Here is a 24003-nt window from a genome sequence, read left to right as displayed (position 1 = left end):
ACTGCTTTGTCTCTATCAACTCTTGTCTTGACCATCTAATTTGGCGGTATATGCAATCTCTCTCATGAAAGACGTTACAGCATGACAATTGTCCAGGTCATCCTCATCCAACATCGACCAATAATAAATAGTATTTTTATGAATACTAATATCTTGAAGAAGATGATATCTGATCCGCCTGGCCGAACTCTCCTCAGCCTTTCTTTCAACTATAGCATCATTGAATGATGAAATAATAATAATCATTAAAGCAAATTTTTCGTCTATGTTTAATTCGAAATTTTCATAGGCGCATATGAATTCGGTTAATCTTGAAGAATCTGACACTTCATATTCCCAGTCTTGTGAGAATTCATCAGGAGACGGTAAATTAATTTTCTTTACAAGACCCTCGATAGCACTCTTAGTAACATACTTTGGGTATACATGCTTCATGGTTATTGCTCCTTTTTACTATTGTCCTTTTTCTGAAGGATAAGGTGGCAACTATTTTATCAATTACCACCTTTAAATCAGCTTGCTTAACGCTCTGTTAGTGTTTCCGCCCGATACTCTGTCTTCATCTTGAGAAAACGAAGATAATAAAAAAACAAGTCAATCATACTACCATTTCCCTCTATTAAAGTCCTCATTATCTATCTCTTTAACGTACACCGAAATCCATAAAACAGTGTTTTCAACAGGGTCAGTCTCAATGTAAATTCCTTTAGGACTAAAATATACTTCTTCGAAATCATCGTATTCAAAACTTGGCTCTATTTGGAGTACCTCATCAATATGCATCCCTATATGAATCTTATCAAATAATAATCCTTTGTAACCTTTCAAAGCAGTTATCTTGAACAGCTTTCCATTTATCAAATTGAACCACAAATCTACAGAACCCTTAATTTCATATCTAACAAAGAATTTCACTAACAACGATGACTTTTCATCCATCTTATCAATTAATTCATAGAATTGACTTATATGACTATATAGTTTAAGTCCTCCAAGTCCTACCCATGGTATAATTAGTGAGCTATTGTCTATCACTTTATTTCCTCCTTGTAAAGATAATAGTTGCAGTTTCTGCACCGTCTGTTTTATACACATTTTCAGAACCATCGACAATTTTAATAATTCCCTGATCACTGGTGCTTATTTTAACGTATGGACTTTCACCATGTCTGCCTCCACCAGGAGAAACCTGCATTTGTGTTATGTTCTTATCTCCTCCAGTATTTTGAATTTTGATGATTTTCGCACCCGATCTTGATTTTTTAGAAGCCTGAACTGTAACTTCGTATCCTGCATCTTCTAAGATCTTTGCAATTTCTTCAGCTGATTTTCCACTAAAAACCTTTGGATTTGACTTGAATGTTTCAATTGACGCCCGACCATTCTCAAATACAGTACTACCCTTCCCCTCAGCCCCACCCTCTTTGTTCTCCAGATACTGTTCAACCTCACTGATCACAGACGCGATAGTTTCAAGATCTGAATTCACTAACTTGTCCTGTGGTGTGGCTTCTATCTTGGTATTACGTTCTTTTAATTGCTTGATTCGCTCGTGAATTTTAAAATCTTTATTTCCAACTTTAACCTTGTCTAAATTCCCTATTCGTATCTTAAATCCCTCTATAATTTTGGGTACGGTTCGTTTATTCTCACTAGCCATCATTACCACATGCCCGCTGCCGCGTTTCTCGACCCAGAGCTCGTGGCTTTCTTTGCCGATTTTGAAGTTGACCAGCAGGCCGGCAATGGCGTTCTTAAGCTTCCCGGCACCCGCGGCTACGAGATTAACCCCTGATTTCAAAAGCTTCTTGCCGAAGGCTAACAGGCGGGTATGCACGCCTCCCTTGACAGTGCCGAGGAAGTCACCGGTGGTTTCATTTTTGGCAGCGCCCGCTTTTCCGCTGGCCTTGGGTTCTTCTTTTTTGCCTGAGCTGTTTTTCCCTGGACTGTCTTTGCCCGCACCGCCGGTGATCCCGGACAGATTAGCCAGCAGCTTCGTGCCGTTGCCGAAGACCTGATTGGTCTGCGACTGGGCTTCATCCACAAGTCCCGTTGCTCCTTGTGTGGCTTCGTCGATCAATCCGCCTACCTTATCCACAGGCCCCTGAAGCGGCTGAAGCAGGCCCTGGACCGGGCTGGACGCTGCAATTTTGTTAATAAGCTTGTCTGCGAACGGAATATGCTGGCGAATCAGATCAACCAGTGATTGGCCAGCCACGGCTTCAATTCCTTTGAATACAGCCTTAATCAGTGCTGACGGCGGATTGGTGATGATGAAATTCAGTACCATATCGACGCCTTTGTTAGCCAAGACGGACATAAGCTGAGCCGGTTTTCCGAGCAGCTGAACCTTTGCTTTAATGCCGCCGGCGGCTTCGGTTACCTTCTCACGAATCCCCTTGAACAAGCCTCCAGCCGCTTCCTTCAGCTTGCCTGCCCCCTCACTCAGAGCCTCGGCAGGGTTCTTCAATACCTCCAGACCCTGAACCATACCGGCATACACCATGCTGAACGGATTGAACCACGACTTGCCCGAGATGTTGATCACCGGCAGAGCCTTGTTAATCGCGCCTGACACCTTGCCGACTGTCTTTTGAAGAAGTTCGAACACACCCTGAAGAAGCTGCAGCACCCTCATCAGTCCTTTTTCCTGGCTTCCGCCTTTTGGAGCCTTGCCCCCATCCTTGTCCTTCTCCTTATCATCTCCCTGGCCTGTCTGTAGTGGCTTCAGCTCACCGAACAGCCCCTTGACCAGAAAGCCGCCCAAGCCCGCCGGATTCAGAAGCTGCTTCAGATTCTGCACCTTGAAATTCCGCAGGGTGCTCACCACAGTCATGACCGTGTTCGCCTGACGCAGCAGCTTAGGGAGGGTCGAGGTCAGCCAAGTGGCAATCTGCACCAGGACACTTCCGCCGCCCGTAGCAAAAGCAGCCGCAACCTCCGCAGCAATCTGTGCAACCTCCAGCGCCTTGCCGAAATTAATTTTAAATTCACCACTCAAGAACTTTCCAATTCCCGATAATATACCGTTATACAGTGACTGTACGCCGGCGAACAGCTTATCCACCGTTTTCCCCATGAAATCCAGGGCGGCGCTTACTCCCTTCTTCAGGAGAGCAGCAGCCGTATTCACAACTTGAACTGCCTTGTTCACCGCACGGTCGATCCAGCCGTTAATCTTCTTGGCAATGCCCGGGAAGCGGGCAAATAGGGTATTCGCAATTCCCTTCAGCACGTTCCCGAAGCCTTTGATCGCACTGACAATCAGCTTCCGGCCGGCTTCAATCAGCCCAACAACCGCTTGTTTAGCTTTATCGAAAATGGCTTTGACGGCCTTGCGCAGCTGTGTGAAAAGGAAATTCATCCCCTTTTGGATGGCCTCGCCAATCTGCTTGCCTTTTTGCTTGAGCCACTCCCAGGGATTCTTGGCCTTTTTCTTTTGTTCTCCTTCAGCCTCCCCTTCCTTTTGCTTCTCCTCTGCTTGGCTCTTCGTGTTCTTGTATTCCTTGCGGGATTCAGCTTCTGCAGCAGACAGCTTGCGCTTAACCTCGCCTTCCTTCTCATCCTTGATTCCCTTGATTTCCCGATTCTTCTCTGCTGCTGCTGTCCCCGCTTCGCGGTCGAATTCCCCGCTGGTGGCCTTGATCTCTTCCTGCCACTGCGTCCGGTATCCTAAGACCTCTGCCTTAGCCGCAGCCTGCTCAGTCTGCTGCTTCCCGGATGCTTCAGTCTTCAGCCGTTCGATCTCTGCCTTGGTATCGCCCTCTGCAGCTGTGACTCCCGCATCAAACGGCGCCTTTCCTTTCTGGTACTTCGCTTGACTATTCTCCATATAGACCTGAAGCTGAGCCGCCAGCTGCGGGTTGAGGTAGCCAGCTACATCGGGCGGAATTGAACCCGCGGGTTTCAGTTGAAAAGCTGGCGGCGCCACCGCGCGGATCGTATGCGCAGAACGCAGAATGCTCTTATCCGGCTTGGGCTGAATCCGGTTTTCTCCGAAATCCTGCCGGGTCTGCTCCAGCTCGGAAGCCTGTACAGTCTGCACATGCTGCTTGGCTTCTGCCTGAAAGCTCTCCACCTGGGATGGATCAGCTTCACCAGTGAGAGCAACCTCCGGCGGATTCGCCGCATACCTGCTTGCTTCCTCCATCATCTGATCCGGATCTGTCTCCTCGGTGACTTGAGGAAAGCTGTTTACTCCAGCTGACGTATCCCCGCCTTGCTTACCGCTCTGAAAAGCAGGCAGCTTGGCGGCGGGCAGCGGAGCTGCCGCTGTGCGCTTCATAGGATCAGCAGCCGGGCCGGGTGCGATGCCAGTGGGTGCCGCAATGACAGGCAGCGCCTTCTCTGCCTGCTGTCTTTGCTGCCCCAGCGCCTCACCGGAGACACCTACCGCCTGGTTGTACGCCTGAGTGATTTCAGCCGGAGCAACGCTGCTTAGCTGCCCGATTATGCCGCCCGGATTGCTGCCTTTAATATGAATAACCGGAGCCTTGGCACCTGTTCTCCTTGCTTTCAGAGGCGAGGCAGAAGACTGTGGACCTGCTGCTGTAGACTTCAGTCCTGGCGTAGCTGGCTTGTCTGCAGACTTTTGCTCCGGCCCAGCTGGCTTGTCTGCCAGCCTCTGCCTTGGCGCAGCTATTCTGGCAGAGGTCTTCCCATCTGCCTCAACGCCCATCTTAGCTTCCGTTTTGCGTTCCGGCTTCGCACTGGAGCTCACTTTCGCCGGAGGCTTGAGTCCACCTTCTGACCGGGCATGTATAGCCGCCGCCTCCGCTTTTCCAGTCTTCTCTGCCTGTGCTTGGACTACGGCAGGCTTGACCTCTGACTTCCCTCCCCGCATGGCTTCCGACTGTGAGGTTTTCCTGAAGGCATGGATGGCCCGGGCCGTATCCGGTTTTTTGATGATTGGTGGAGACTTGATTTCAGCCGTTTTTTTGGAGCCTAATTCAGGTAAGCTAGGTTTGTCTGCTTTCGCGCGGGTCTGTTCAGCCTGTTCAGACTTGGTTCGCTTACCTTGGTCCAGCAGCATAAGCGCGCTCCGCAGGCCAATTACACCGCTGAGCAGATTGAACTCTCTGGAGCTTACAGTCTCCGGGGCTGTTCGAAGGCGGTGGGCCAGCTGGTTGAGCTCAAGCGGGGTTCGCAGCGGCGGCTTCAATGCCGCCTTGTCTGCGAGCGGGACTTGCACTGGTCTTCTGTGGGTCACGTTCTGCGGCTCTGCCGGTTTATGCACTGCAATCTTGCTTGGCATAGAAGGTCACTCCCTGATTATTCCGTATACAAGTAATGGTATTTTTAGGGACTGATTCACAGCCAGTTCAACAAAAAAGCTTCTGGACCGCCCAAAGGGCCATCCAGAAGCTTTTTTCACATCTACACAAAGGTCCCGCAATGCAAGAATACCTACACCGTAAACTGCACGCGGCTGAGCAGAACCTCACCCCGCAAGACAAGATATACATCTGTGGTTCCGGCATCCACACCCGCTATAGCGGACTGGCCATGCCACTGCTGCTCCCCGCCTGCCGGAACCGCGAGCGTTGCCGCAAGCTTGCCGGACGGACTGCCGGTCCGGACTTCAACCACGCCTCCCTTGACGGAGGATACAAGCATCTCGACGCCTGCTGCACCCTCTGCAAACCGGACATTATGGAAGGCGATCCATGCCCCTTCCTTCACCGGATGCACCGCAGCGCCGCCAGCCTTGCATTCATCAAGGAAAACTGCTTCGTAATCATCGTAATTCTCAGCCTTAACCGGCGCATACAGATCACGCGGCGGAACGGTCTCGCCATGCAACCTGATTGTGGCTGACAGCCGGATATCTCCCGAGGAACGGCCTGCCATCAGCTGGTATTCCCCATCCTCCACACAGTACTGTTCGCGGCTGACGTCCCAGAAGGAAAGTTCAGCGGCCGGTAAGGTGAATGTGACCGTCTGCTTCTGTCCGGCAGCCAGCCGGATTTTGTCAAACCTCTTCAATTGCTTAAGCGGACGCCTGATCCGGGTAGACAAGCACTGGACATACAGCTGAACTACCTCGTCACCGTCTACACTCCCGCTGTTCTCAAGCTCTACGTTCAGACTGATAATACCATCCTGCTGTACTTCCTCCGCTGCCAGTGATAGCTTGTTATAATTCACCTGCGCATAGCTCAGACCGTGACCGAACGGATAGAGCGGTTCACCGTCGAAGTACATGTAGGTTCTCTTGCCTTTGATAATATCGTAGTCCATGAATTCAGGCAGCTGGCTGACGCTGCGGTACCAGGTCATATTCAGCTTGCCGGACGGGCTGTAATCGCCGAACAGGACATCTGCGACTGCATGGCCCAGCTCCTGTCCGCTGTGCGAGGTGTACAGCACAGCCGGTATATGCTCGTCGATCCAGGTGGAGGAAATCGGATAGCTGCCGACGATCACTACGACGGTGTTCGGGTTGGCGGCATAGACAGCCTTGACCAGGTTCTCCTGCTCTGCGGGCAGTACGATATCCGGCCGGTCAATCTCCTCCTTGCCGTTCAAGAGCGGATGGTTACCGACGAATACAACGGCAACCTCAGCGGCCCGGGCCGCTTCTGCTGCTGCTTCTACGCCGTTCACGACAACTTTCTTATGGAATTGGGCTGCTTCGGCAGACGTTTGTTCTTCAGCAGCGCGAATGGTTCCGTCCTCAGCACTGATAACGAGCGGCTGATTGTTCCAGGTACGCAAGCTGACGGTGCCTTCCCCCTCCGGGACCAGATTCAGCGATTCCTTCACATACCAGCCATAGATTTCATCAGCGGAAGCGGTCAGTGTGCCGGCATCTGTCAGGGTAACATATTGTCCCCTGCTGGCAGATTCAAGGGTATGAGCAGTCCAGCCCCACGCCGTATGGCGGAACATCTCTCCCCGCTCCGGCTGATCATGCAGCACTGCGAGCCGTCCGTCCTCGCCCGTGATGCCCACTGCTTGTCCGCTGGCAGCGGAGGTCAGAATGATCCGGTCATCCCCGCTCTCGAAGGTGACCTGCTTACCTGCCAGCTTCTTGATGATTCCTTGCAAAGGGGTCACGGCATATGGCAGCGTACCGGAATACCAGTCTCTGAACGCTTCGTCCCCCAGCGTGCCGATCACAGCGACCTTGGACAACGAGGCTGCATTCAGCGGAAGGGCAGCGTTGTCGTTCTTCAGCAGCACGATGGATTCCTTCGCGGCTTCGAGTGACAGCTCGCCATGCGCTTTGCTGAGAATGGTTGAGTCGTCTATCTTCGTATACGGATTACCTTCCTCCGGATCGAACTCACCGAGCCGGAAGCGGACGCGGAAGGTGTTCGCCAGCGCGCGGTCCAGATCCGCCTCGGTCAGCAGTCCTTCACGGAACGCCTCGTGAATAACCTTAATGGTCTCCTCTGTCTCTTCGGTTACACTGTCAATGCCATTCTTAATGGATTCCGCCATGGACTCTGCGAAGGAATCATAATACTTATGGTCCTTCACAATCCCGAACAGGTCTCCGGCATCGCTGACAATGAAGCCGTCCATCTCCCATTCGCCCTTCACAATCTCCATCACTGCCGGATGGAGGATAACCGGCACGCCGTTCACCGAATTGTAGGCGGTCATCATGGATTGTGCGCCGCCTTCCTTGAAGGCAGGCTTGAACGCTTCCAGATAATATTCGCGCATATTGCGCGGGTCAATGCTGGACGAAGCCACCCCCCGGTCGATCTCATTATTGTTCCCGAGGAAATGCTTCAGGGTCGCTACCGCTTTCAGATACACCGGATGATCCCCCTGAATTCCCTGGACGAGCGCTATACTCAGCCGGCCTGTCAGCTCAGGGTCTTCCCCGTAGGCTTCCTCTGTTCTCCCCCAGCGCGGGTCCCGTTCCATATCCACAGTCGGTGCCCAGAGAGTCAAGCCGTTAATAGTGGGATTCTTGCGGTAAAAGGCTCTGGCCTCATCCCCGATCGCCGAGCCGATTCTCTTCAGCAGCGCCGGATTCCAGGTACAGGCGAGGCCGCTTGGCTGCGGGTAGGAGGTGGCTTTGCCCAGCCATGAAATCCCGTGCGCTCCCTCCGTTCCATGCTTGTAACCGCCTACACCCAGCCGTTCAATGGCAGCCTGATATTGCGGCATCAGACTGACTTTCTCCGCAAGCGTCAGCCGGGAGAGCAGATCCTGAACACGTTCATCTAATGGCAATTCCGTTTGTCTAAAGGGATATGCAGCAGCGTCCAAATGTAATCTCTCCTTCATTCTTCATGATAACGGTTTCATCTCCAGCCAAACCAGCATCCTCTTTCCTCCGCACAGCCCGGCTGTCCTATCCTCCTCCATCTTAAAAGATCCTTCCTGACAATAACACCTGAACAATTGGCCCAAAAATCAGTTCATTATTAGGGATTCCGTACTGTAAAGACGTTAATCAGATACATCACATACTATTGACGTTATACTATAGATAAATCGAAGTTAAGACTAAACAATGCTGAAAGGAAGTTCACACACTCTATGCTCAAAAGAACCTATGCTCTGCTCCTCATTCCAAGCTATCCTATATTCCTGCTCTGCATGCTGTTCCAGGGAATGGCCATCTCGATCAGCGCTCCATTCCTGGCGGTCTACTTCACAGAAGAACTCGGCGTATCCGCCGGAACCTTCGGAATATTTACAGCGGTGACGCTGCTTAGCGGAGTAGCCTTAAGCATGTTCATTGCCAAACGCTCCGACGCCGGGCTGAACCGACGCAGGCTGATGGTGATCTGTATGATGTTCAACGCGGTTGCTTTTGCCGGATACATATTCATCCATGACTTCTACCCGCTGCTGGCCTATATGACCATATTCACCGCAGCCGGCGCCCCGGCGATGCCGCAATTATTCGCCAGTGCCAGAGAAGCTGTGAGCGCCAGCAGCTCTCCTGATCATGCCTTGGCTAACTCGGCCCTGCGCTCGATGTTCTCCCTTGGCTTCATCAGCGGTCCCCTGGTAGGAGCCGCCCTCCTGAGCCGCTTCGGATTTCAGGGGATCTTCTCGTCGACCACTCTGATCTTCCTGCTCAATGCTCTTCTGGTGTTCAGCTTCGTACGGCCTTCAGCCGCCAAGCAGCAGCTTCAACATCGTGTCCGGCAGCCCGCCGGGGTGCAAAGGAATGCCAGGGTACTGGTTCCTTTTCTCATCCTGACCCTGCTCTATACCGGACACTGGGCCAATAATCTGAATATCTCCTTGTTCATTGTCAATACGCTGGGAGGCACTACACAGAATGTAGCTTCGGTGGCCAGTATCTGTGCGTTAATGGAAATTCCGTTCATGCTGGTGCTGGGGCTGCTGTCAGCCAAATACACAAGCAAGGCGCTGCTGGGCTGGGGAATGGCAATGGGGGGAATCTATTATGCGCTGGTGATCGGAGTAGGTGAGCTGTGGCAGCTCATCGCCGGACAGGTACTGCTGGCTTTTTTTGTCGCTGTGATCTCTGCAATTGGCATCAGCTATATTCAGGATCTGCTGCCGGACCTTCCCGGCTATGCCTCCACGCTGTACACCAATGCTACAACCATCGGCAGACTGGCCGGAAGCCTGGCGGGAGGAGCCGCAGCCCAGTGGTTAGGATACCGCCATTCCTACCTGCTCTGCGTAGTGCTGGTAGTCTGCTCACTGGGATTGCTGCTCTGGCCCCGCCGCTCTCCGGACGAGAACATTACAACTCCACTCGCCTCTTGACAGGTGAAGTGCCGGGCATGGCAGCTAGATATCCATATCCTTCCCTGTGTAATCCACGAATCTGAAATGGCCGGACGGCTCGGCTCTCTGCCCGATCAGGTCCAGAATCCCTTCGGCACTGGTGCGCGGGTGAAGCGGTGCCTTAGCTCCGCCCATATCCGTAGGCATCCAGCCGGGATGGACGCTGAGCACATGGATGCCGCGGTCCTTCAGCGTGACATGGAGCTTCTGCGTGAACATATTGAGCGCGGTCTTGGAGATCGTATACGGATAGCTGCCCGGGTAAGCATTGGTGATACTGCCTGCCTCTGATGATATATTAATGATTGAAGCATCCGGCCCTGTCAGCAGAGGTAGAAGGTGCTTGACCACCCGCATCGGCCCGTACAGATTGATGTCCATGGCATGCTGCATCTCTTCCATATCCAGCTCTTCAAGCGGGGTGTCCGTGGCATTCAGCACTGCGGCATTATTGATGATGACGCCGAGTGTCCGGGCCTGCTCTGTCAGGCTGGCGGCAAGTGCTGCTATTCCGGCCTCGTCCGTCACATCAAGCGTTACTAGAGTCAGCTTATCCCCGTGTACTGCCGCCAGATCAGCTAAGGCTGCCTGCCCGCGCGTCAGATCCCGTACCCCGGCAATAACAGCATGTCCACGTTCCAGTGCAGCCGCCGCCAGCTCAAGGCCCAGTCCGCGTCCCGCTCCTGTAATCAGAATATTCATTGTATAATTCCTCCCGTCTGAATTCTATTTGTATTACTGATCCTTATTATTACTGTTATCGTTGTCGTTCTCCAGCAGTTCCAGCACTACCTTCAATTCCTTGAACGTATCCAAGTAGGCATACCGTCCGCCGGTATACTCGCCCTTCTGCTGGAGCGGGAATCCCTTGCCTTCGAGCAGCATGATCTTGTCCTTCATGCCTTCGACCACGAACGCAATATGGTGAACCCCTTCCCCGTGCTCATTCAGGTAATCGCGCCAGGTGCTCGGTTCATGATCCGGTTCAATCAGTTCTAACTGCAAGGAGCCCATGTCGAAAAAAGCCAGCTTCGCCCGCGCCCCTGTTCCTCCGCCGTTATACTCCGTCCGGGCAATGTCTGCCGTGTCCGTGATGCTGATCTGAGGCTTGTCCAGTCCGAAAAAGTCTGCATACGCCTGACTCACCTTCTCGATATCGTGAACCAGAATCCCAATCTGTGTCATGAAGTGATTTCCAAGTAATCCTGACATTCTGTTCTGCCTCCTTTATCTGCTGACCAGACAACCATACCCAACCTGTGAAAGGGCTGTCAAGCTCTCATAAGGCAGCAAAAGACAAAAGAGAATGTCCTTGAAGACATCCTCCTCAGTTATGCTCCGTCTAATAAGCTTAGTGGGCAATAAAAGCCTCGACTTTATAGCCTGATCCGCTGCTGGTTAATGTGGCGTTATAATAGCCCATATTCCCGCCGGGCTTGCATTTGTATTCCCCGGAGCAGCCGGTGACGAAGAATTTGGTCTTCGTGTACCCCGGATAGATGTTATTCAGCTTCCGGTAGAATTTGTGACCATGATGTGTGAAGATCGCCAGCACCTTCTCTCTGGCTTTTGCCGGAATGGCTGTGAAGAACTTGGAGGTCTCGGCCGCACTGAGCACATGGCTGGAATCCACCGTAATGCCCTGTACCCGGAGCGGCCAGTGGAAATCAATAATATAGAAATACCTGTCATCCAGATTACGCAGCAGATTGAGGCTGGCCGGCGTGAACTGGCCCAGTGCGCAATCCAGCCATACATATCTCACCTTGCCCTGCGTTCCCGGGAAATTCATCTGTCCGGACACCGCCCCCAAGTATTGAGTGAACAACGACCGTGTGCTGGCCTCCCAATTTCCAATAGAAGCCTTGTAAGGGATGCTTCCCAGCGTACTGGTAACGGTGTCCTTGAATTCCTTATAGTACGTCCCGGCGTTATTCCTGTGATCCGCCCCCGCCTGGGTGTTATTTCCCCCGAAGATGATGAACCGTTTGTTCCCGCTGCTCACTGCCTTAGGCAAAAGACTCTTAAAGATGCTCAAGCTGTTACCATATCCCACATGGCTGTCACCAAACACCGCAAACTCAACTGTCTGCACCTTGATTCTGCGCTTCACTCCGGGTACAGCCTGCCGCTTGGCGCGAAGCACCCGCTTCCGTGCCGGTCTTGCCTGTCTCTTCATCTCGCACCACCCCACCTCATCAAAAATAGCTTCAGAATACATAGTAGTCTCTACTATTTATATGCGGGAGGAATTGGCTGCTCTTGGACCTGTGGAGCCATCCTGATCTGCCTCCGGCAATCAATTCGCCCGTAGCGAAGTGATCTGCTTGGCCAGATACTGCGGTGTATACGGCATATCCTCCCGGAGCCAGGCGATGATGGTGCCAATGAGGGCCGCCGAGCCGTACCACACAGCGATGTCCTTCTGTACCGTTACTTCGGAAGCGTCATGCGCGGTAACCCTGCTCTCCACCCGTGCAGAAATAATGTCTGCCATCAGTTTAAAAAGCCGGTCGGTAAATATCGTGCTCTTCCGCGACGTAAGTACGATTTTGTAGAATTTGGCGTTCTCTGCAATATGCACAAGCAGGTGCTCCAGCATCGGCCACTTCTCTTGTTGTGCGGCTTCCATAAAGTCTGTATCCTCTCTCACTACTTCCAGAACCTCCTCAGCCATATCATCCGCCATTTTCTCCAGCATATCCGGGATATCCCGGTAATGCAGATAGAAGGTCACACGGTTAATTTGGGCCCGCTGCGCAAGGCGGTTGACGGTAATTTTCTCTATACTCATCTCTTCCATCAGCTCTATTAGAGCCTCTTTAAGAAATTGGCGTGTACGAAGGACACGCGGATCTGTCCGCTCGTTGGGATTAGTCATATCTATTCGCTCCAATCTGCTGCCGCCCGAGAGCAGGCTACATTTTCAGTCAAAAGTGTCGTTTTTCAACTATATACACTACACATATCCTCAAAGTGTAAACTAATTTACATTTTCACGAAAATCGTTGCTTGATTACATGATATTTTCATTTATAATCTACTTTATACATTGTAAACTATACGACACATTGTAAATTTAGTCCATGAGTTGGCGGTTTGAAAGGATGAAGAATAGTGAGTAACAAGACAGCAAGTAAAGAAGCCCACCCCATTTCCAAGGGACCTATTCTTTTCGTAATGATTCTGGGTGCCTTTCTGGCTACACTAAATCAGACCATCATGAGTGTTGCTACACCGGAGCTGATGCATGACTTCAATATTACGGCGGCCACGGCCCAGTGGCTCACTACCGGCTATATGCTGGTTAACGGTGTGCTGATTCCCATTACGGCCTATCTAATGCAGCGATTTACTACACGGGAGTTGTTCCAGGCCTCGATGTTTATTTTCTTTGCGGGTACCCTTGTATCAGCGCTCGCGGGAAGCTTCCCGGTGCTGCTTACCGGACGGATGATTCAGGCTGCCGGTGCCGGCATTATTATGCCGCTGCTCACCCAGGTTATTTTGACCCTCTTCCCGCGTGAGAAAAGAGGAGCCGCCATGGGGATGGTCGGGCTTGCCATTATCTTCGCCCCGGCCATCGGCCCTACGCTGGCCGGATATATTATGGAACGTTATTCTTGGGAGATGATGTTCTACGGCATGCTTCCGCTCACCGTTATGGTCATCGTATGCGGTTTTATTTATCTGAGAAATGTGGCCGAGCGTTCTTTTCCCAAAATCGACATTACCAGCGTGATCCTGTCCACCATCGGATTCGGCACCCTGCTCTACGGCTTCAGCCGGGCAGCCAGCGCTGGCTGGTCCAGTGCAGAGGTGTTATTGTCGCTGGCCGCAGGCGCTATATCGCTTGGATTATTCATATGGAAGCAGCTCACTTCCGAGAGCCCGCTGCTGGATCTGCGCGCCTTCCAATATAATATGTTCTCCTTGACCACGGTCATCAGTGTGGCGGTTACGATTGTGATGTATGCGGATATGATGCTGCTGCCCCTCTATCTGCAGAATGCCCGCGACTTCACCGCTATGGAATCCGGCCTGCTGCTGCTGCCCGGCGCAGTGATTATGGGCGCGCTGATGCCGGTCACCGGTAAGCTGTTCGACCGCTTCGGAGCGAAATGGCTCGCCATTATCGGCCTGACGATCACAATTCTGACTACACTCAGCTTCGTGAATCTTACAGACTCGACAAGCTACGGTTATCTGATGCTGATGTCTACCGGCCGCCGGATCGGAATGGCCTTGCTGCTGATGCCTATTCAGACCCTCGGGCTGAATCAACTGCCCTCCAGGCTGAATTCACATGGTACAGCTATCTCCAATACCGTAAGGCAAGTCGCCGGCGCAGTTGGTACTTCTCTGCTGGTCACCGTGATGACCAGCCGTACCGCCACTCACTTCCAGGATATCGCAACCAGCGGCGGAACTGATGGCGAGACTCAGCAGCATATGCTAATGGAGGCTTCCATCCAGGGCATTAACGATTCCTATCTGGTTATTGTGGGCATCGGAATTATCGGGCTCTTACTCTCCTTCTTCATTAAGCAGGTGGGTCAGGCCAAGGAACCAGCCCTGAAGCAGCAAGCCGTTATCGCCGAAGAAGTCTAAGGAGAGCGTCTGATGCTTTGCTATTTCCTAGGTTGCATACAGAAGAAGACCCGCGGAGCGCACTCCATGGGTCTTCTTTCGTATCTCGCATATACATAGCGCTTATAGTACAATGATATCCTGAATGCTTATTATATTAAGAAAAGTAAGAGGTGCCCGAATGGCTATTAATTTCACAAGACCGGTGCTGGATCGTTTAAACCAGGAGATCGCAGAGTTGGAAGCTGGTATTACAGAGCTGCAGAAGAAGACCCGCAAGACCAAGCTCAAGATCAACCAGTTGGAAAAAGACTGCAAGCTAAGCTCATCCCCAAGCTCCCTCAGCAGTAAAATGAGCCGCATCACCAAGCTGCAGGCTGAACTCAAAAAAATCTCCCAGCAGCAGTTAGAGCTGTCCAAGGAGATTAACAAAAAGAAAACGCTACGCGCCCAGCTGCCCTCTGCGGAGTAATCCCAGACTGCTGCTCCGGCTACTCTCCATGCAAGCGGCGTCTGTTATTTTGAGGGGCTTAGCCGGGCACGCATCCAGATTAACAGGTAAATGACGCATAAGAAAATCCAAAAGCCGTTGGCGAATATACTCTGCTCCAGCACTACGGACAGTAGAACATGGTACGCGCAAGTGAATACCAGCAGTGATACTAATCCTACCGTCATCGTTCTGCCGGATACCTGCTGCGGAAGACTGATTTTGGAAAGAAAATAAGCAGCGCCTACCGCTACAGTGATCGATAATACGATTCTCAGATTCTGATTCTCCAGCACATCATGCAAGGTAATGATAGCCGCCAGCATAAGAAAACCCGCAATGACCTGCAACTTGCCTCTGGTTTTCATTTGATCCCTCCTGAGTACATGATGAAATCTCTATTTCCTGTTATTTTATCCCACTATCTCCCTTGTTGTCTGTGATCTATGGCAATTTATCCTGCAGAAATAAAATGCAGAAAGAACCAAAGGAACGGATTCCCTTGGTTCTTTGTTATTTCGTTATTTCAGTCTGGCTGCTCTGGACTACGGCTGGTTATTCACTGCGCAGGGCAGTCACCGGGTCCTTCTTCGCCGCCATCTTGGCCGGAATAGCTCCGCCGAGCATAGTCAGCAGGACACTGATAACACCAAGAACGAGTGCGTGGAGCGGATTCAGCTGGGCCACATTTTTCAGCTCCGTCAGATTGTAGAGGACGGCATTGACCGGGATGGTCAGCAGATAAGTGATGCCGATGCCCAGAATCCCCGAGCAAGCCCCGATAATGAAGGTCTCGGCATTGAACACCCGCGTAATATCCTTCTTACGGGCACCCAGTGCACGCAATACGCCGATCTCCTTCGTACGTTCCATCACGGAGATATAAGTAATGATCGCAATCATGATCAGGGAGACCACCAGGGAAATCGCCGCAAAAGCAATCAGCACCATCGTAATCCCGTCCATAATTCCGCCGGAAATGTTGGTGACAATAGCTGCGAGGTCGGTGTACTGTACCTGAGCTTCGGCAGCCTTCCCTTCATTCCACTTATCGAGATAAGCCGTTACAGATTCCTTGGCGCTGAAATCAATCGGATACAGCGAGACTGCGCTTGGAATATCCGTGGCCCCCAGCGCTGCAAGGGCATTCTCCTTCGTCATGGACGACATGCTGGCTGCCGCTGCCATCCCGGCGTTCACTAGCGGCATCTCGCCCATTCCGGTACCGGAGCCTCCGCCTGCGACCCCCTCCGACAGGGCTTGCCCCGTCAATACATTGATATCGGATTTCTCTTGTGCGAGTACAATTTCCGATTTCTGTGCATCTGCAATGAAGGAAGCCGCCAGCTCATCGGAGTAGACCAAGCCGGGCGACAGCGTTGAGATTGTCGACCCCTCCTGTGCGCGCAGCACACCTACAATGTTAAGGGTAACCGCCTTGGGGCTGCTGTAGAGGTCATTCAGATTCCCTCCGGTTGCATTGACTACAAACTGTTCACCATTTTGCTTATAATAATCATTGTTCATGACCAGCTTGAGCGGAGTTCCGACCAGATCACTCAGATTGATACTCTTTGCTTTATAATCCAGTCCAAGCGCATTCACTGCTCCATCGGTCAGACGGTTGTACTGATCCACGATCAGCACAAGATCCGTCTTCTCTGTCGGGAATTTCCCCTCCAGCAGATCATAGTATTGCTCCAGATAGCTGCCCGAGGCACTGCCCTGTTTGCTTGGATACGGTGCTACTGTGATCTTGCTTTTATCCAGAGCCGACGCCTTGTCCCCATTCTTCACCAGCCAGTTCATATTCACGGTACGGGTGTAAGAGACGCCGTCAATCAGCTTGGGATCGATTCCGTCAAGATACTCGATATACTCCTTGGTCAGCACGTTCGTGTGGATGGCTGAATTCACCGTAGGGTCGTATGGATACAGCTTTTTCTCAGCCGGATAGGAGGGGAGCTCCGTTGTTTCCTGGCCTGGAGGACCTGCATTCTGCAAATTCATTGCCGTCTGGTTGATGGAGATCGGGAAGTTGGATAAGGCCCCGGTTTCATAGGAGCTGATCTGTTTGTCGAAGCCATTGGACAGGGACAGGATCAGGGCAATACCGATAATTCCGATACTGGAGGCAAAAGCGGTCAACCCCGTGCGCCATTTCTTGGTGGCAATGTTTTTGCTGGATAATTTGAGGGCTGTGAAAAAGCTCATGCTTGTCTGCTTCAGCTTATACGCACTTGAGGTCTTCTGTGTAGGCAGCGGATTGCTGTCCGAGATCGCATGACCATCCGAGAAGCGGATTACGCGGTCTGCATAGTTCTCTGCCAGCTCAGGATTATGGGTAACCATGATGACGAGCTTATCCTCGGCAATCGACTTGATCAGCTCCATGATCTGCTCACTGGTCTCCGAATCCAAGGCTCCGGTAGGCTCATCGGCCAGGATAATATCCGGATTGTTCGCGAGCGCACGGGCAATCGCCACACGCTGCATCTGTCCGCCTGAGAGCTGGTTCGGCTTTTTGTGCACATGATCCTTAAGTCCGACCTTCTCCAGTACCTCCAGCGCCTTGCGGTGCTTCTCGGCTGAAGATACCCCGCTGAGTGTCATCCCCATCTCCACGTTGTCCGTGATGCTTAAGTGCGAGATCAGATTATAACTCTGAAAAATAAAGCCGACACTGTTATTGCGGTACGCATCCCATTCACTGTCCTTGAAGCGCTCCGTCGATTGGCCGTTAATGATCAGCTCTCCGCTGTCATACTGATCCAGTCCGCCGACGATATTAAGCAGCGTGGTCTTGCCCGAGCCGCTTTGGCCCAGAATCGCAACGAACTCACTTTCTCTGAAATTGAGATTTACTTTATCCAGTGCAACTTGAGTGAATTCGCCGGTCTTATAGCTCTTGGTAATGTTTTTTAATTGCAGCATTGTCCAGTCTCCCTTTCCATTCCTATACTCTTATTCTCTGTATGTGCTTCGTGCTTCCTGTCCTGCTGTTCCCCAGTATAATCGTCCAATATAAACTAAACCTAAACTCCCGGTTGAGATTAAGTTGATCTTGATGAGGTATACTTAAAAAAACCACAGAACATATATACAGGCTATACGTTCTATAACATGGAACCGTTCCAGGAGGCGAACCTATGTTTACTATTCTTGTAGTTGAGGATGACGCCAAGCTGCGGCAGCTCTTCTGTACTGTACTGACCAGACACGGCTACCGCACGGTTCCGGCTGTGAATGGCGAGGACGCGCTGGCGATGCTGGATAAGGAATATATCGATCTGATGATCTGCGACATTATGATGCCCGTGATGGACGGCTTCGAGCTGACACGGATGATCCGGGACAACAATAGTCAGCTTCCGGTCCTGATGGTGACGGCGCGGGAGAATTTTGCCGATAAGCAGCAGGGCTTCCTCGTTGGCATTGATGATTATATGGTCAAGCCGGTCAATGTGAATGAGATGCTCCTGCGTGTCGGGGCGCTGCTGCGCCGGGCCAAAATCATCAGCGAACGCAAAATCGAATGGGGAGAAACGGTACTGGACTATGATGCGTTAACCGTGATTCAGGGGCCTGATCGCATCGTGCTGCCGCAAAAAGAATTCTATCTCCTCTATAAAATGATCTCTTATCCGAATAAAATTTTCACCAAGCAGCAGCTCATGGATGAAATCTGGGGGATGGACTCCGAGTCGGATGAGCATACGGTGGTGGTTCACATTAACCGGCTGCGGGAGCGTTTCAGGGACAATCCGGATTTTGAAATCGTCACGGTCAGAGGGCTTGGCTATAAGGTGGTGAAGCAGGGATGATTCGGGGAAGAGATAGGGGGCTATGGTGGTATTTCGTCTCAATGGTGTTCGTGATCATTCTGTTCTTTGTCTTCATCCTGGGAGTCATAGCCCTCCTGTATTACCGGCTGGGCAATCATACCAGGGAGCACGGCAATCCGTTTCCGCCCGTTCTGACGATGATACTGTTCAGCCTGGTCGTCGGGACCACGATCACTATTATGGTGGGCAAGAAGATCCTGGCCCCGATTACAGACTTCAGCAGGGCAGCCAAAGAGATTGCAGACGGCAACTTCAATATCTATCTGAATGAGTCCCACCGGATCAATGAGATCAGTGAGGTGGCACATCATTTCAACCTTATGGTTCAGGAGCTTCGCAGCATCGAGACCCTCCGCAATGACTTCGTCGTGAATGTGTCTCACGAATTCAAGACACCCATTGCAGCAATCGAAGGGTACGCCATGCTGCTGCAGGAAGAGAATCTGAGCAAGGAGGAGCATAACGAATACACCGGAATGATCATTGAAAGCTCACGGCAGCTCTCCAACCTGTCCGGTAACATCCTCAAGATATCCAAGCTGGAGAACCAGGAGATGCTCTCAGAGCTGGCCGAATATCCGCTGGACGAGCAGCTCCGCCAGGCCCTGCTGCTGCTGGAATCCCTCTGGTCCGCCAAGCAGCTCAATCTGGATATTGAGCTGGATGAGCAGCGGTATTATGGCAACGAGGAGCTGATGATGCAGGTGTGGCTTAATGTGCTCGGCAATGCGATCAAGTTCACGCCGGAGGGCGGAACGATCTCGGTCGCGCTCCACTCGGACGGGGCCTGGATCTCGGTGGTCATCGCGGACACCGGCATCGGCATGACCCCGAAGGTGCGCAAGCACATCTTCGAGAAGTTCTACCAGGGCGACCCCGCCCGCGCCGCCGGGGGCAACGGCCTCGGCCTGCCGCTCGCCGCGCGCATCATCAGCCTGAGCAAAGGCACCATTGAGGTGCGCAGCGAGCCGGGCCAAGGCTCGGCGTTCACGATCAAGCTGCCGGTGGGCGGGGGGTGAGGGTTAGTTGAGGGGTGCGCTCCCTTGCGGCCGCTTATGACGGGATCAGGCGGAATCTGGTGCACTAATGCTCCTCATTTCCGCCTACCCCACTTTCTGCGAATTCAGGAGCACTAATGCCCCTCATCTCCGCCTCGCCGCCGACTTTCTCCGCATTCAGGGGCACTTGTGCCCCTCATTTTCGCTCGCCACCGACTTTCTCTGCATTCAGGGGCACTTGTGCCCCTCATTTTCACTCGCCGCCGACTTTCGCCGGATTCAGGGGCACTTGTGCCCCTCATCTCCGCCTCGCCGCCAATTTTGCCGGATTCAGGGGCACTTGTGCCCCTCATCTCCGCCTCGCCGCCAACTTTGCCGGATTCAGGGGCACTTGTGCCCCTCATCTCCGCCTCGCCGCCAACTTTGCCGGATTCAGGGGCATTAATGCCCCTCATCTCCGCCTACCATATCTCTGAATCAATGAAACTATGAATCAGCTCGTACCGGCAGACTCGACTACTATCCTGCGCCAAAACGGGTTTAAATTTGCCTTTCTCACATAGAATATTGATATATTTCCTCGCAGTCCGCCGATTTACTCCAAGCCCCTCCACCACATCCACCGGCCGAATCATCCCATTCATCCGGCTCGCCATCCGCAAGATGTCGCGCTCTATCCTCGTAAATTGACTGCTCCCCTCCGAACTGGTTTTCAACAAACTTGGGGTTAGCACAGCTTTCAGCAGGGAGATGGTCTGCTCCGGTGCAGACTCCAGATCATCGTACGGGATGGCGATGACGCGGTATCCGGCAATCTGCAGATACGTCTCCCGGTTCAGCTCTTGGCGGTATCTGGTCCGGTCCGTATTCTGAACATGCGGCCCATATCCCTTGATCTCAATAGCGAACTTAACCTGTCCAGGCTTCCACACAAAATCCACAAAATACGGCCTGCCCCGCCAATCGGCAACCTCGTACTCCGGATGAAGATCATCCAACTTCCCGAAAATCGGCCACCATACCCGCTCCACAAACATTTGCTCCCCATGCCGGTGGCCCCGGTCCAGCCGGTCCAGACGTTCCCCCGTCCTGCATTTCTTATGATATCCCAGCCATCTCTGATGCTCTTCAGCAAATCCCATTTCTCTCTTCCTCCTCTATAAAATCAACTCTCCCCCCGCAAACTGAGCTTGATCATCCCACCTGTCTCCACTCACTTCCGGGGGCGTCAGAACCTAAAGTTACAGGCATATTCACGCACAAAAAATCCCGCACCCAATCAATCAGGGTGCGGGATGTGCTTCATCCGTTTTTCAGATTATAGTACCGGCTTGCTCCCTCCGTCAATAACATACTCCACTCATACAGTGACTTCGCATAAATAAATGCCTTTCCACTGCGAAAATGGCGGGGCCAATGTCCGCATGAGGCCGGGGTTTGAGCGAAACAAAGTTTGATCAAGAACACATTCAGCCACAGCAATAGCTCAAGCCGGGCCAGAATGCGAGCAGCATAACCAGCAGCTACACTCCCGCCACAACCCTACTTCCCCTCCGCCCAGCACATCCGCTCTGCTCTTACGGCTTCGCCGGACTCAATGGCCTTCTCAATCAGCTTGCCGAGGTATACATCCTGCGAGGCTTCCTCCAGTCCGTAGAAGCCGGGGCCGCCAGCCGCATAGAGGGCCATCTTGTCCAGACAGGACGCAATGGCGAGCTCGTCATCGTACAGCCGAGCCGGGGCGAATGGGTTGTTATACAGCCATTGCTCTCCACAAATTATCCCTTGGAGGTAATAGCCTTCGGCATTCTCCTGTTCTCCACGGTTGATGCGCTTCAGTTCCATTTGCAGAGGCACCAGATTCTCCTGTTGGATCAGCACCCGGTTGTCGAAGATCTCCCCGCGCTCTCCGCGCACGCTAAGATGATTCGCGCGCGTCCAGGAGCGGTGCTGGTCCTTGGTGAAATCGTAAATGCCCAGCCGGTCTCCGAAATCCAGCCAGGCCAGATCCCTCTGCAGCGGAATCAGCTTGTCTTCAACCGGAGGACCGCTGCGGGTTGGTCCGCCAACCCAGCTGGAGTCGAACCGCATCCCCCGGATGACCGCCTCCTCGAACCCGATGCCGAGCATCCTGCGCATCAGGGCTGCCCCATGATACAGATGAGATACCGAGACCGTCGTCTCGGTGATTCTGCCCAGCCTGCCGGAGCGGATCAATGATAGCCGCGCCTCCTGGACCGGATGGTACGGGTACTGCTCTGCGACCTGTACCCAGGCCCCGTGCACGGTCAGCTCCTTATGCAGCTGCTCCAGCTCTTCCAGACTGGAGGCAGGCGGTGTCTCTGTCAGCGCCGGAAGGCCAATCTCTGCCAGCCGGTACAAATAGTTCATTGCCGCCCCGCCGCCGACAGAGACCACTGCAAAATCCGGGTCCTCACTCCGCAGCAGCTCGTCAAGGGAACGGTATGTCTGAACGCCCCACTCTGCTTCTATCGCCTGTCCCTGGGCCCGGTCCCTGACTACAAGGCCGCCGATCCGAAACAGGTCCGGCAAGACCCGGGCAATTCGTAAATAATACTGTGCGCGGAATCCCCCTCCGCCGATAATACTGAAGTTAACGGGCATACCCCTGTCCTCCCCGATGTCACATTGATGTTGATGCAGCTCAGCCGCAAGTTCCTGCTTCGTCATTGCGGCTTCTATCATCATACTTGTCTCTAGCGGATTATATGTGTCATCATTTGATCAGCTCCGTGGGATTCATGCCGGTGATCTTCTTAAATAGAGTACTGAAATAAGGAATGTTCTTGTAGCCAACCCGCTCCGCCACTTCATAGACCAGCATATTGCGTTCCATTAGCAGCTCCCTGGCCTTCTCAATCCGTACCCGGGTCAGGTAATTGTTGAAGGTCTCCCCGGTAATGTTCTTGAAAATAATCGACAAATGATTCCGGGAGATGAACACTTTATCCGACAGATCAGCCAGCGTAAGCTCCTCGGCATAATGCTCATGAATGTAGTTCGTCATGAAATCAACGACCTGCCGGTGCTTACTGCTGCCCTTCCATTGACGGCTGGCACAGATGGCTGTGATTTTGGCGGACAACCAGCTTGCCAGCTGGTCGGGTATGGCCAGGTTGCCGATCTCCTGGGCAATCTGGTCATTGGTGAACAGATCATCGAGCACGAATCCGGACTCATACAGGGAGTAGGTGATAATGCCCCATAGCTCGCTGCCGAGCATCTGCACATAGCTGGCGGAGACCCCTTGCTGCGCTTGCAGCTCGGTAATGTATCCGTATACAAGCTGCTGCGCCTCCGCCTCCTGTGAAGCCTTCATCGCGGCGGCCAGCTTGTAAGAGAACTTCACCGGGAAGAGCACCCCACGGTCCTGCCCGCTGCTGTGGCTCTCCCGGTAGCAGTACACCTCATAGGCCGGACTGATCCGTAAGGCTCCGTGATCCATGGCGCGGAACGCCTCCTCCGTCGATTCTGGAATCTTCGTCCATGTATCCTTCAGTCCTCCAATCCCTATGCGGACTACCAGCCTGAGATACGAGTGGATGCTGTCGACCAGCCGGGTCCCCAGCTCCTCCAGCTGCTGTGTGCATTCTGCCTCGGGGTGAATAATCAGCAAGGCCCGGTAGCTGTTCAGCTCGGTGTATTCCATATTAGCGTAATGCTTGCGCGTAACCTCACAGGCAATGTTACTGACTGCGAAGCGCAGCAGATTCCAGTCCGAGACCGAGAAGGAGCTGGCCCGGTCATCACGGATCAGCTCGATCCCTATGCTTGCATGCCTGCCTTCCAGCCAGTAATGATACGAAGGCGGAAGATGGGAATTGTTCCGGTACGAAGGCTCCAGGGTGCCGACCGCAGCGGACCGGACCCATTCCTTCTCGACAAAAGGCTCATACAGCATCATTTTCAGCTCCAGCTCGCCTTGTCTGATCACCTTCTCCTGCTCTCTGAGCAGCTCTGCAATAACCTTGTGCAGGATCGTTCTAAGCGTAGGCAGACTGATCGGCTTGGAGACATAGTCACTGACCTGAAGCCGAAGGGCTTGTCTGGCATGCTCGAAGTCTGAATAACCGCTTAGAATAATGATTTTGCCCTTGAAGCCCTCGTTCCTTAATTGCTCCATCATCTCCAGGCCGCTCATCACCGGCATATAGATATCTGTGATTACAATGTCCGGGCTGGTTGCCCGGATCATCGCCAGACCGTCCTCCCCGTTCAGCGCCTCACCGGCCCATTCCGCACCCAGCTCCTCCCATGGAATCGCCCGTTTCATCCCCTGAAGTACCTGGCGCTCATCGTCAATAATAGCGATCTTCCACATCAT

At 52.6% G+C, this 24003-nt stretch carries 18 protein-coding genes; 5 read left to right on the top strand and 13 right to left on the bottom strand.

Translation table 11 applies throughout. From position 1 onward, the window contains the following. Positions 1-15: 15 nt before the first annotated feature. The 4 genes from J2Z70_RS16925 to J2Z70_RS16910 all read right to left on the bottom strand — a co-directional run bounded on the left by J2Z70_RS16925 (position 16) and on the right by J2Z70_RS16910 (position 8247). On the bottom strand, positions 16-435 hold the full coding sequence (locus tag J2Z70_RS16925) for a hypothetical protein (protein WP_209875161.1): 420 nt from the start codon (positions 433-435) through the stop codon (positions 16-18). Positions 436-603: 168 nt separating this feature from the next. Continuing rightward, positions 604-1035: a hypothetical protein gene (locus J2Z70_RS16920; protein WP_076076453.1), complete on the bottom strand. Its 432-nt coding sequence runs from the start codon at positions 1033-1035 to the stop codon at positions 604-606. 1 nt (position 1036) lies between these two features. Then, positions 1037-5254, bottom strand: a complete 4218-nt coding sequence (locus J2Z70_RS16915) for a hypothetical protein (RefSeq protein WP_209875158.1) — start codon at positions 5252-5254, stop codon at positions 1037-1039. Positions 5255-5406: 152 nt separating this feature from the next. Continuing rightward, positions 5407-8247 (bottom strand): glycoside hydrolase family 3 protein, encoded by a 2841-nt coding sequence (locus J2Z70_RS16910; RefSeq protein WP_209875154.1) that lies wholly within the window; start codon positions 8245-8247, stop codon positions 5407-5409. Positions 8248-8502: 255 nt separating this feature from the next. Between J2Z70_RS16910 and J2Z70_RS16905 the strand changes: the two genes are divergently transcribed. Next, positions 8503-9714, top strand: a complete 1212-nt coding sequence (locus J2Z70_RS16905; protein WP_209875150.1) for a sugar efflux transporter — start codon at positions 8503-8505, stop codon at positions 9712-9714. 24 nt (positions 9715-9738) lie between these two features. Here the strand turns inward: J2Z70_RS16905 and J2Z70_RS16900 are convergent, their stop codons facing one another. The 4 genes from J2Z70_RS16900 to J2Z70_RS16885 form a co-directional block, all read right to left on the bottom strand. Continuing rightward, on the bottom strand, positions 9739-10437 hold the full coding sequence (locus J2Z70_RS16900; protein WP_076076464.1) for an SDR family NAD(P)-dependent oxidoreductase: 699 nt from the start codon (positions 10435-10437) through the stop codon (positions 9739-9741). 33 nt (positions 10438-10470) lie between these two features. Continuing rightward, entirely contained in the window at positions 10471-10947 is a 477-nt protein-coding gene (locus tag J2Z70_RS16895) for a VOC family protein (RefSeq protein ID WP_209875146.1), read from the bottom strand. Positions 10948-11086: 139 nt separating this feature from the next. Further along, positions 11087-11914: a metallophosphoesterase gene (locus tag J2Z70_RS16890; RefSeq protein WP_209875143.1), complete on the bottom strand. Its 828-nt coding sequence runs from the start codon at positions 11912-11914 to the stop codon at positions 11087-11089. A 120-nt stretch (positions 11915-12034) separates the two neighbouring features. Further along, the gene (locus J2Z70_RS16885) at positions 12035-12616 is read right to left on the bottom strand and encodes a TetR/AcrR family transcriptional regulator (RefSeq protein WP_209875139.1); all 582 of its coding nucleotides are present in this window, start codon (positions 12614-12616) and stop codon (positions 12035-12037) included. Positions 12617-12915: 299 nt separating this feature from the next. On the opposite strand from J2Z70_RS16885, the gene J2Z70_RS16880 reads away from it, so the two are divergent. Together J2Z70_RS16880 and J2Z70_RS16875 are read left to right on the top strand one after the other, a co-directional pair. Next, entirely contained in the window at positions 12916-14346 is a 1431-nt protein-coding gene (locus tag J2Z70_RS16880; protein ID WP_209875227.1) for a DHA2 family efflux MFS transporter permease subunit, read from the top strand. A gap of 160 nt (positions 14347-14506) precedes the next feature. Further along, complete coding sequence (locus J2Z70_RS16875; protein WP_209875136.1) at positions 14507-14797, top strand: hypothetical protein; 291 nt, start codon at positions 14507-14509, stop codon at positions 14795-14797. Between the two features lie 44 nt (positions 14798-14841). Here J2Z70_RS16875 and J2Z70_RS16870 read toward each other — a convergent pair whose 3' ends face one another. Both J2Z70_RS16870 and J2Z70_RS16865 read right to left on the bottom strand, forming a co-directional pair. Continuing rightward, on the bottom strand, positions 14842-15183 hold the full coding sequence (locus J2Z70_RS16870) for a hypothetical protein (protein WP_209875133.1): 342 nt from the start codon (positions 15181-15183) through the stop codon (positions 14842-14844). Between the two features lie 187 nt (positions 15184-15370). Further along, positions 15371-17749: an ABC transporter ATP-binding protein/permease gene (locus tag J2Z70_RS16865; protein WP_209875130.1), complete on the bottom strand. Its 2379-nt coding sequence runs from the start codon at positions 17747-17749 to the stop codon at positions 15371-15373. Positions 17750-17964: 215 nt separating this feature from the next. Between J2Z70_RS16865 and J2Z70_RS16860 the strand changes: the two genes are divergently transcribed. Together J2Z70_RS16860 and J2Z70_RS16855 are read left to right on the top strand one after the other, a co-directional pair. Next, on the top strand, positions 17965-18639 hold the full coding sequence (locus J2Z70_RS16860; RefSeq protein ID WP_209875127.1) for a response regulator transcription factor: 675 nt from the start codon (positions 17965-17967) through the stop codon (positions 18637-18639). Further along, the gene (locus J2Z70_RS16855; RefSeq protein ID WP_209875124.1) at positions 18636-19679 is read left to right on the top strand and encodes a HAMP domain-containing sensor histidine kinase; all 1044 of its coding nucleotides are present in this window, start codon (positions 18636-18638) and stop codon (positions 19677-19679) included. The genes J2Z70_RS16860 and J2Z70_RS16855 overlap by 4 nt, the downstream gene beginning before the upstream one ends. Positions 19680-20119: 440 nt before the next feature. Here J2Z70_RS16855 and J2Z70_RS16850 read toward each other — a convergent pair whose 3' ends face one another. The 3 genes from J2Z70_RS16850 to J2Z70_RS16840 form a co-directional block, all read right to left on the bottom strand. Then, a complete protein-coding gene (locus tag J2Z70_RS16850; RefSeq protein WP_209875123.1) occupies positions 20120-20800 on the bottom strand; it encodes an RAP domain-containing protein in 681 nt (226 codons plus the stop codon). A gap of 400 nt (positions 20801-21200) precedes the next feature. Then, a complete protein-coding gene (locus tag J2Z70_RS16845) occupies positions 21201-22349 on the bottom strand; it encodes a Gfo/Idh/MocA family protein (RefSeq protein WP_342593020.1) in 1149 nt (382 codons plus the stop codon). A gap of 46 nt (positions 22350-22395) precedes the next feature. Then, positions 22396-24000 carry a response regulator transcription factor gene (locus J2Z70_RS16840; RefSeq protein WP_036725823.1) on the bottom strand — a complete coding sequence of 535 codons (1605 nt, stop codon included), beginning with the start codon at positions 23998-24000 and terminating at the stop codon, positions 22396-22398. Positions 24001-24003: the final 3 nt, after the last annotated feature.

The organism is Paenibacillus silagei, assembly GCF_017874735.1.
GTDB classification, from domain to species: Bacteria; Bacillota; Bacilli; order Paenibacillales; family Paenibacillaceae; genus Paenibacillus_AQ; species Paenibacillus_AQ silagei.
Note: the sequence above shows the minus strand (reverse complement) of the source record. Positions and strands in the feature narration are given on the sequence as shown.

Bases quoted from the DNA above. Each gene is read 5' to 3' on its own strand.
- J2Z70_RS16925 (WP_209875161.1), bottom strand. From the start codon at position 435: ATGAAGCATGTATACCCAAAGTATGTTACTAAGAGTGCTATCGAGGGT.
- J2Z70_RS16915 (WP_209875158.1), bottom strand. From the start codon at position 5,254: ATGCCAAGCAAGATTGCAGTGCATAAACCGGCAGAGCCGCAGAACGTG.
- J2Z70_RS16910 (WP_209875154.1), bottom strand. From the start codon at position 8,247: ATGAAGGAGAGATTACATTTGGACGCTGCTGCATATCCCTTTAGACAA.
- J2Z70_RS16905 (WP_209875150.1), top strand. From the start codon at position 8,503: ATGCTCAAAAGAACCTATGCTCTGCTCCTCATTCCAAGCTATCCTATA.
- J2Z70_RS16900 (WP_076076464.1), bottom strand. From the start codon at position 10,437: ATGAATATTCTGATTACAGGAGCGGGACGCGGACTGGGCCTTGAGCTG.
- J2Z70_RS16895 (WP_209875146.1), bottom strand. From the start codon at position 10,947: ATGTCAGGATTACTTGGAAATCACTTCATGACACAGATTGGGATTCTG.
- J2Z70_RS16890 (WP_209875143.1), bottom strand. From the start codon at position 11,914: ATGAAGAGACAGGCAAGACCGGCACGGAAGCGGGTGCTTCGCGCCAAG.
- J2Z70_RS16885 (WP_209875139.1), bottom strand. From the start codon at position 12,616: ATGACTAATCCCAACGAGCGGACAGATCCGCGTGTCCTTCGTACACGC.
- J2Z70_RS16880 (WP_209875227.1), top strand. From the start codon at position 12,916: ATGATTCTGGGTGCCTTTCTGGCTACACTAAATCAGACCATCATGAGT.
- J2Z70_RS16875 (WP_209875136.1), top strand. From the start codon at position 14,507: ATGGCTATTAATTTCACAAGACCGGTGCTGGATCGTTTAAACCAGGAG.
- J2Z70_RS16870 (WP_209875133.1), bottom strand. From the start codon at position 15,183: ATGAAAACCAGAGGCAAGTTGCAGGTCATTGCGGGTTTTCTTATGCTG.
- J2Z70_RS16865 (WP_209875130.1), bottom strand. From the start codon at position 17,749: ATGCTGCAATTAAAAAACATTACCAAGAGCTATAAGACCGGCGAATTC.
- J2Z70_RS16860 (WP_209875127.1), top strand. From the start codon at position 17,965: ATGTTTACTATTCTTGTAGTTGAGGATGACGCCAAGCTGCGGCAGCTC.
- J2Z70_RS16855 (WP_209875124.1), top strand. From the start codon at position 18,636: ATGATTCGGGGAAGAGATAGGGGGCTATGGTGGTATTTCGTCTCAATG.
- J2Z70_RS16850 (WP_209875123.1), bottom strand. From the start codon at position 20,800: ATGGGATTTGCTGAAGAGCATCAGAGATGGCTGGGATATCATAAGAAA.
- J2Z70_RS16845 (WP_342593020.1), bottom strand. From the start codon at position 22,349: ATGACGAAGCAGGAACTTGCGGCTGAGCTGCATCAACATCAATGTGAC.
- J2Z70_RS16840 (WP_036725823.1), bottom strand. From the start codon at position 24,000: ATGTGGAAGATCGCTATTATTGACGATGAGCGCCAGGTACTTCAGGGG.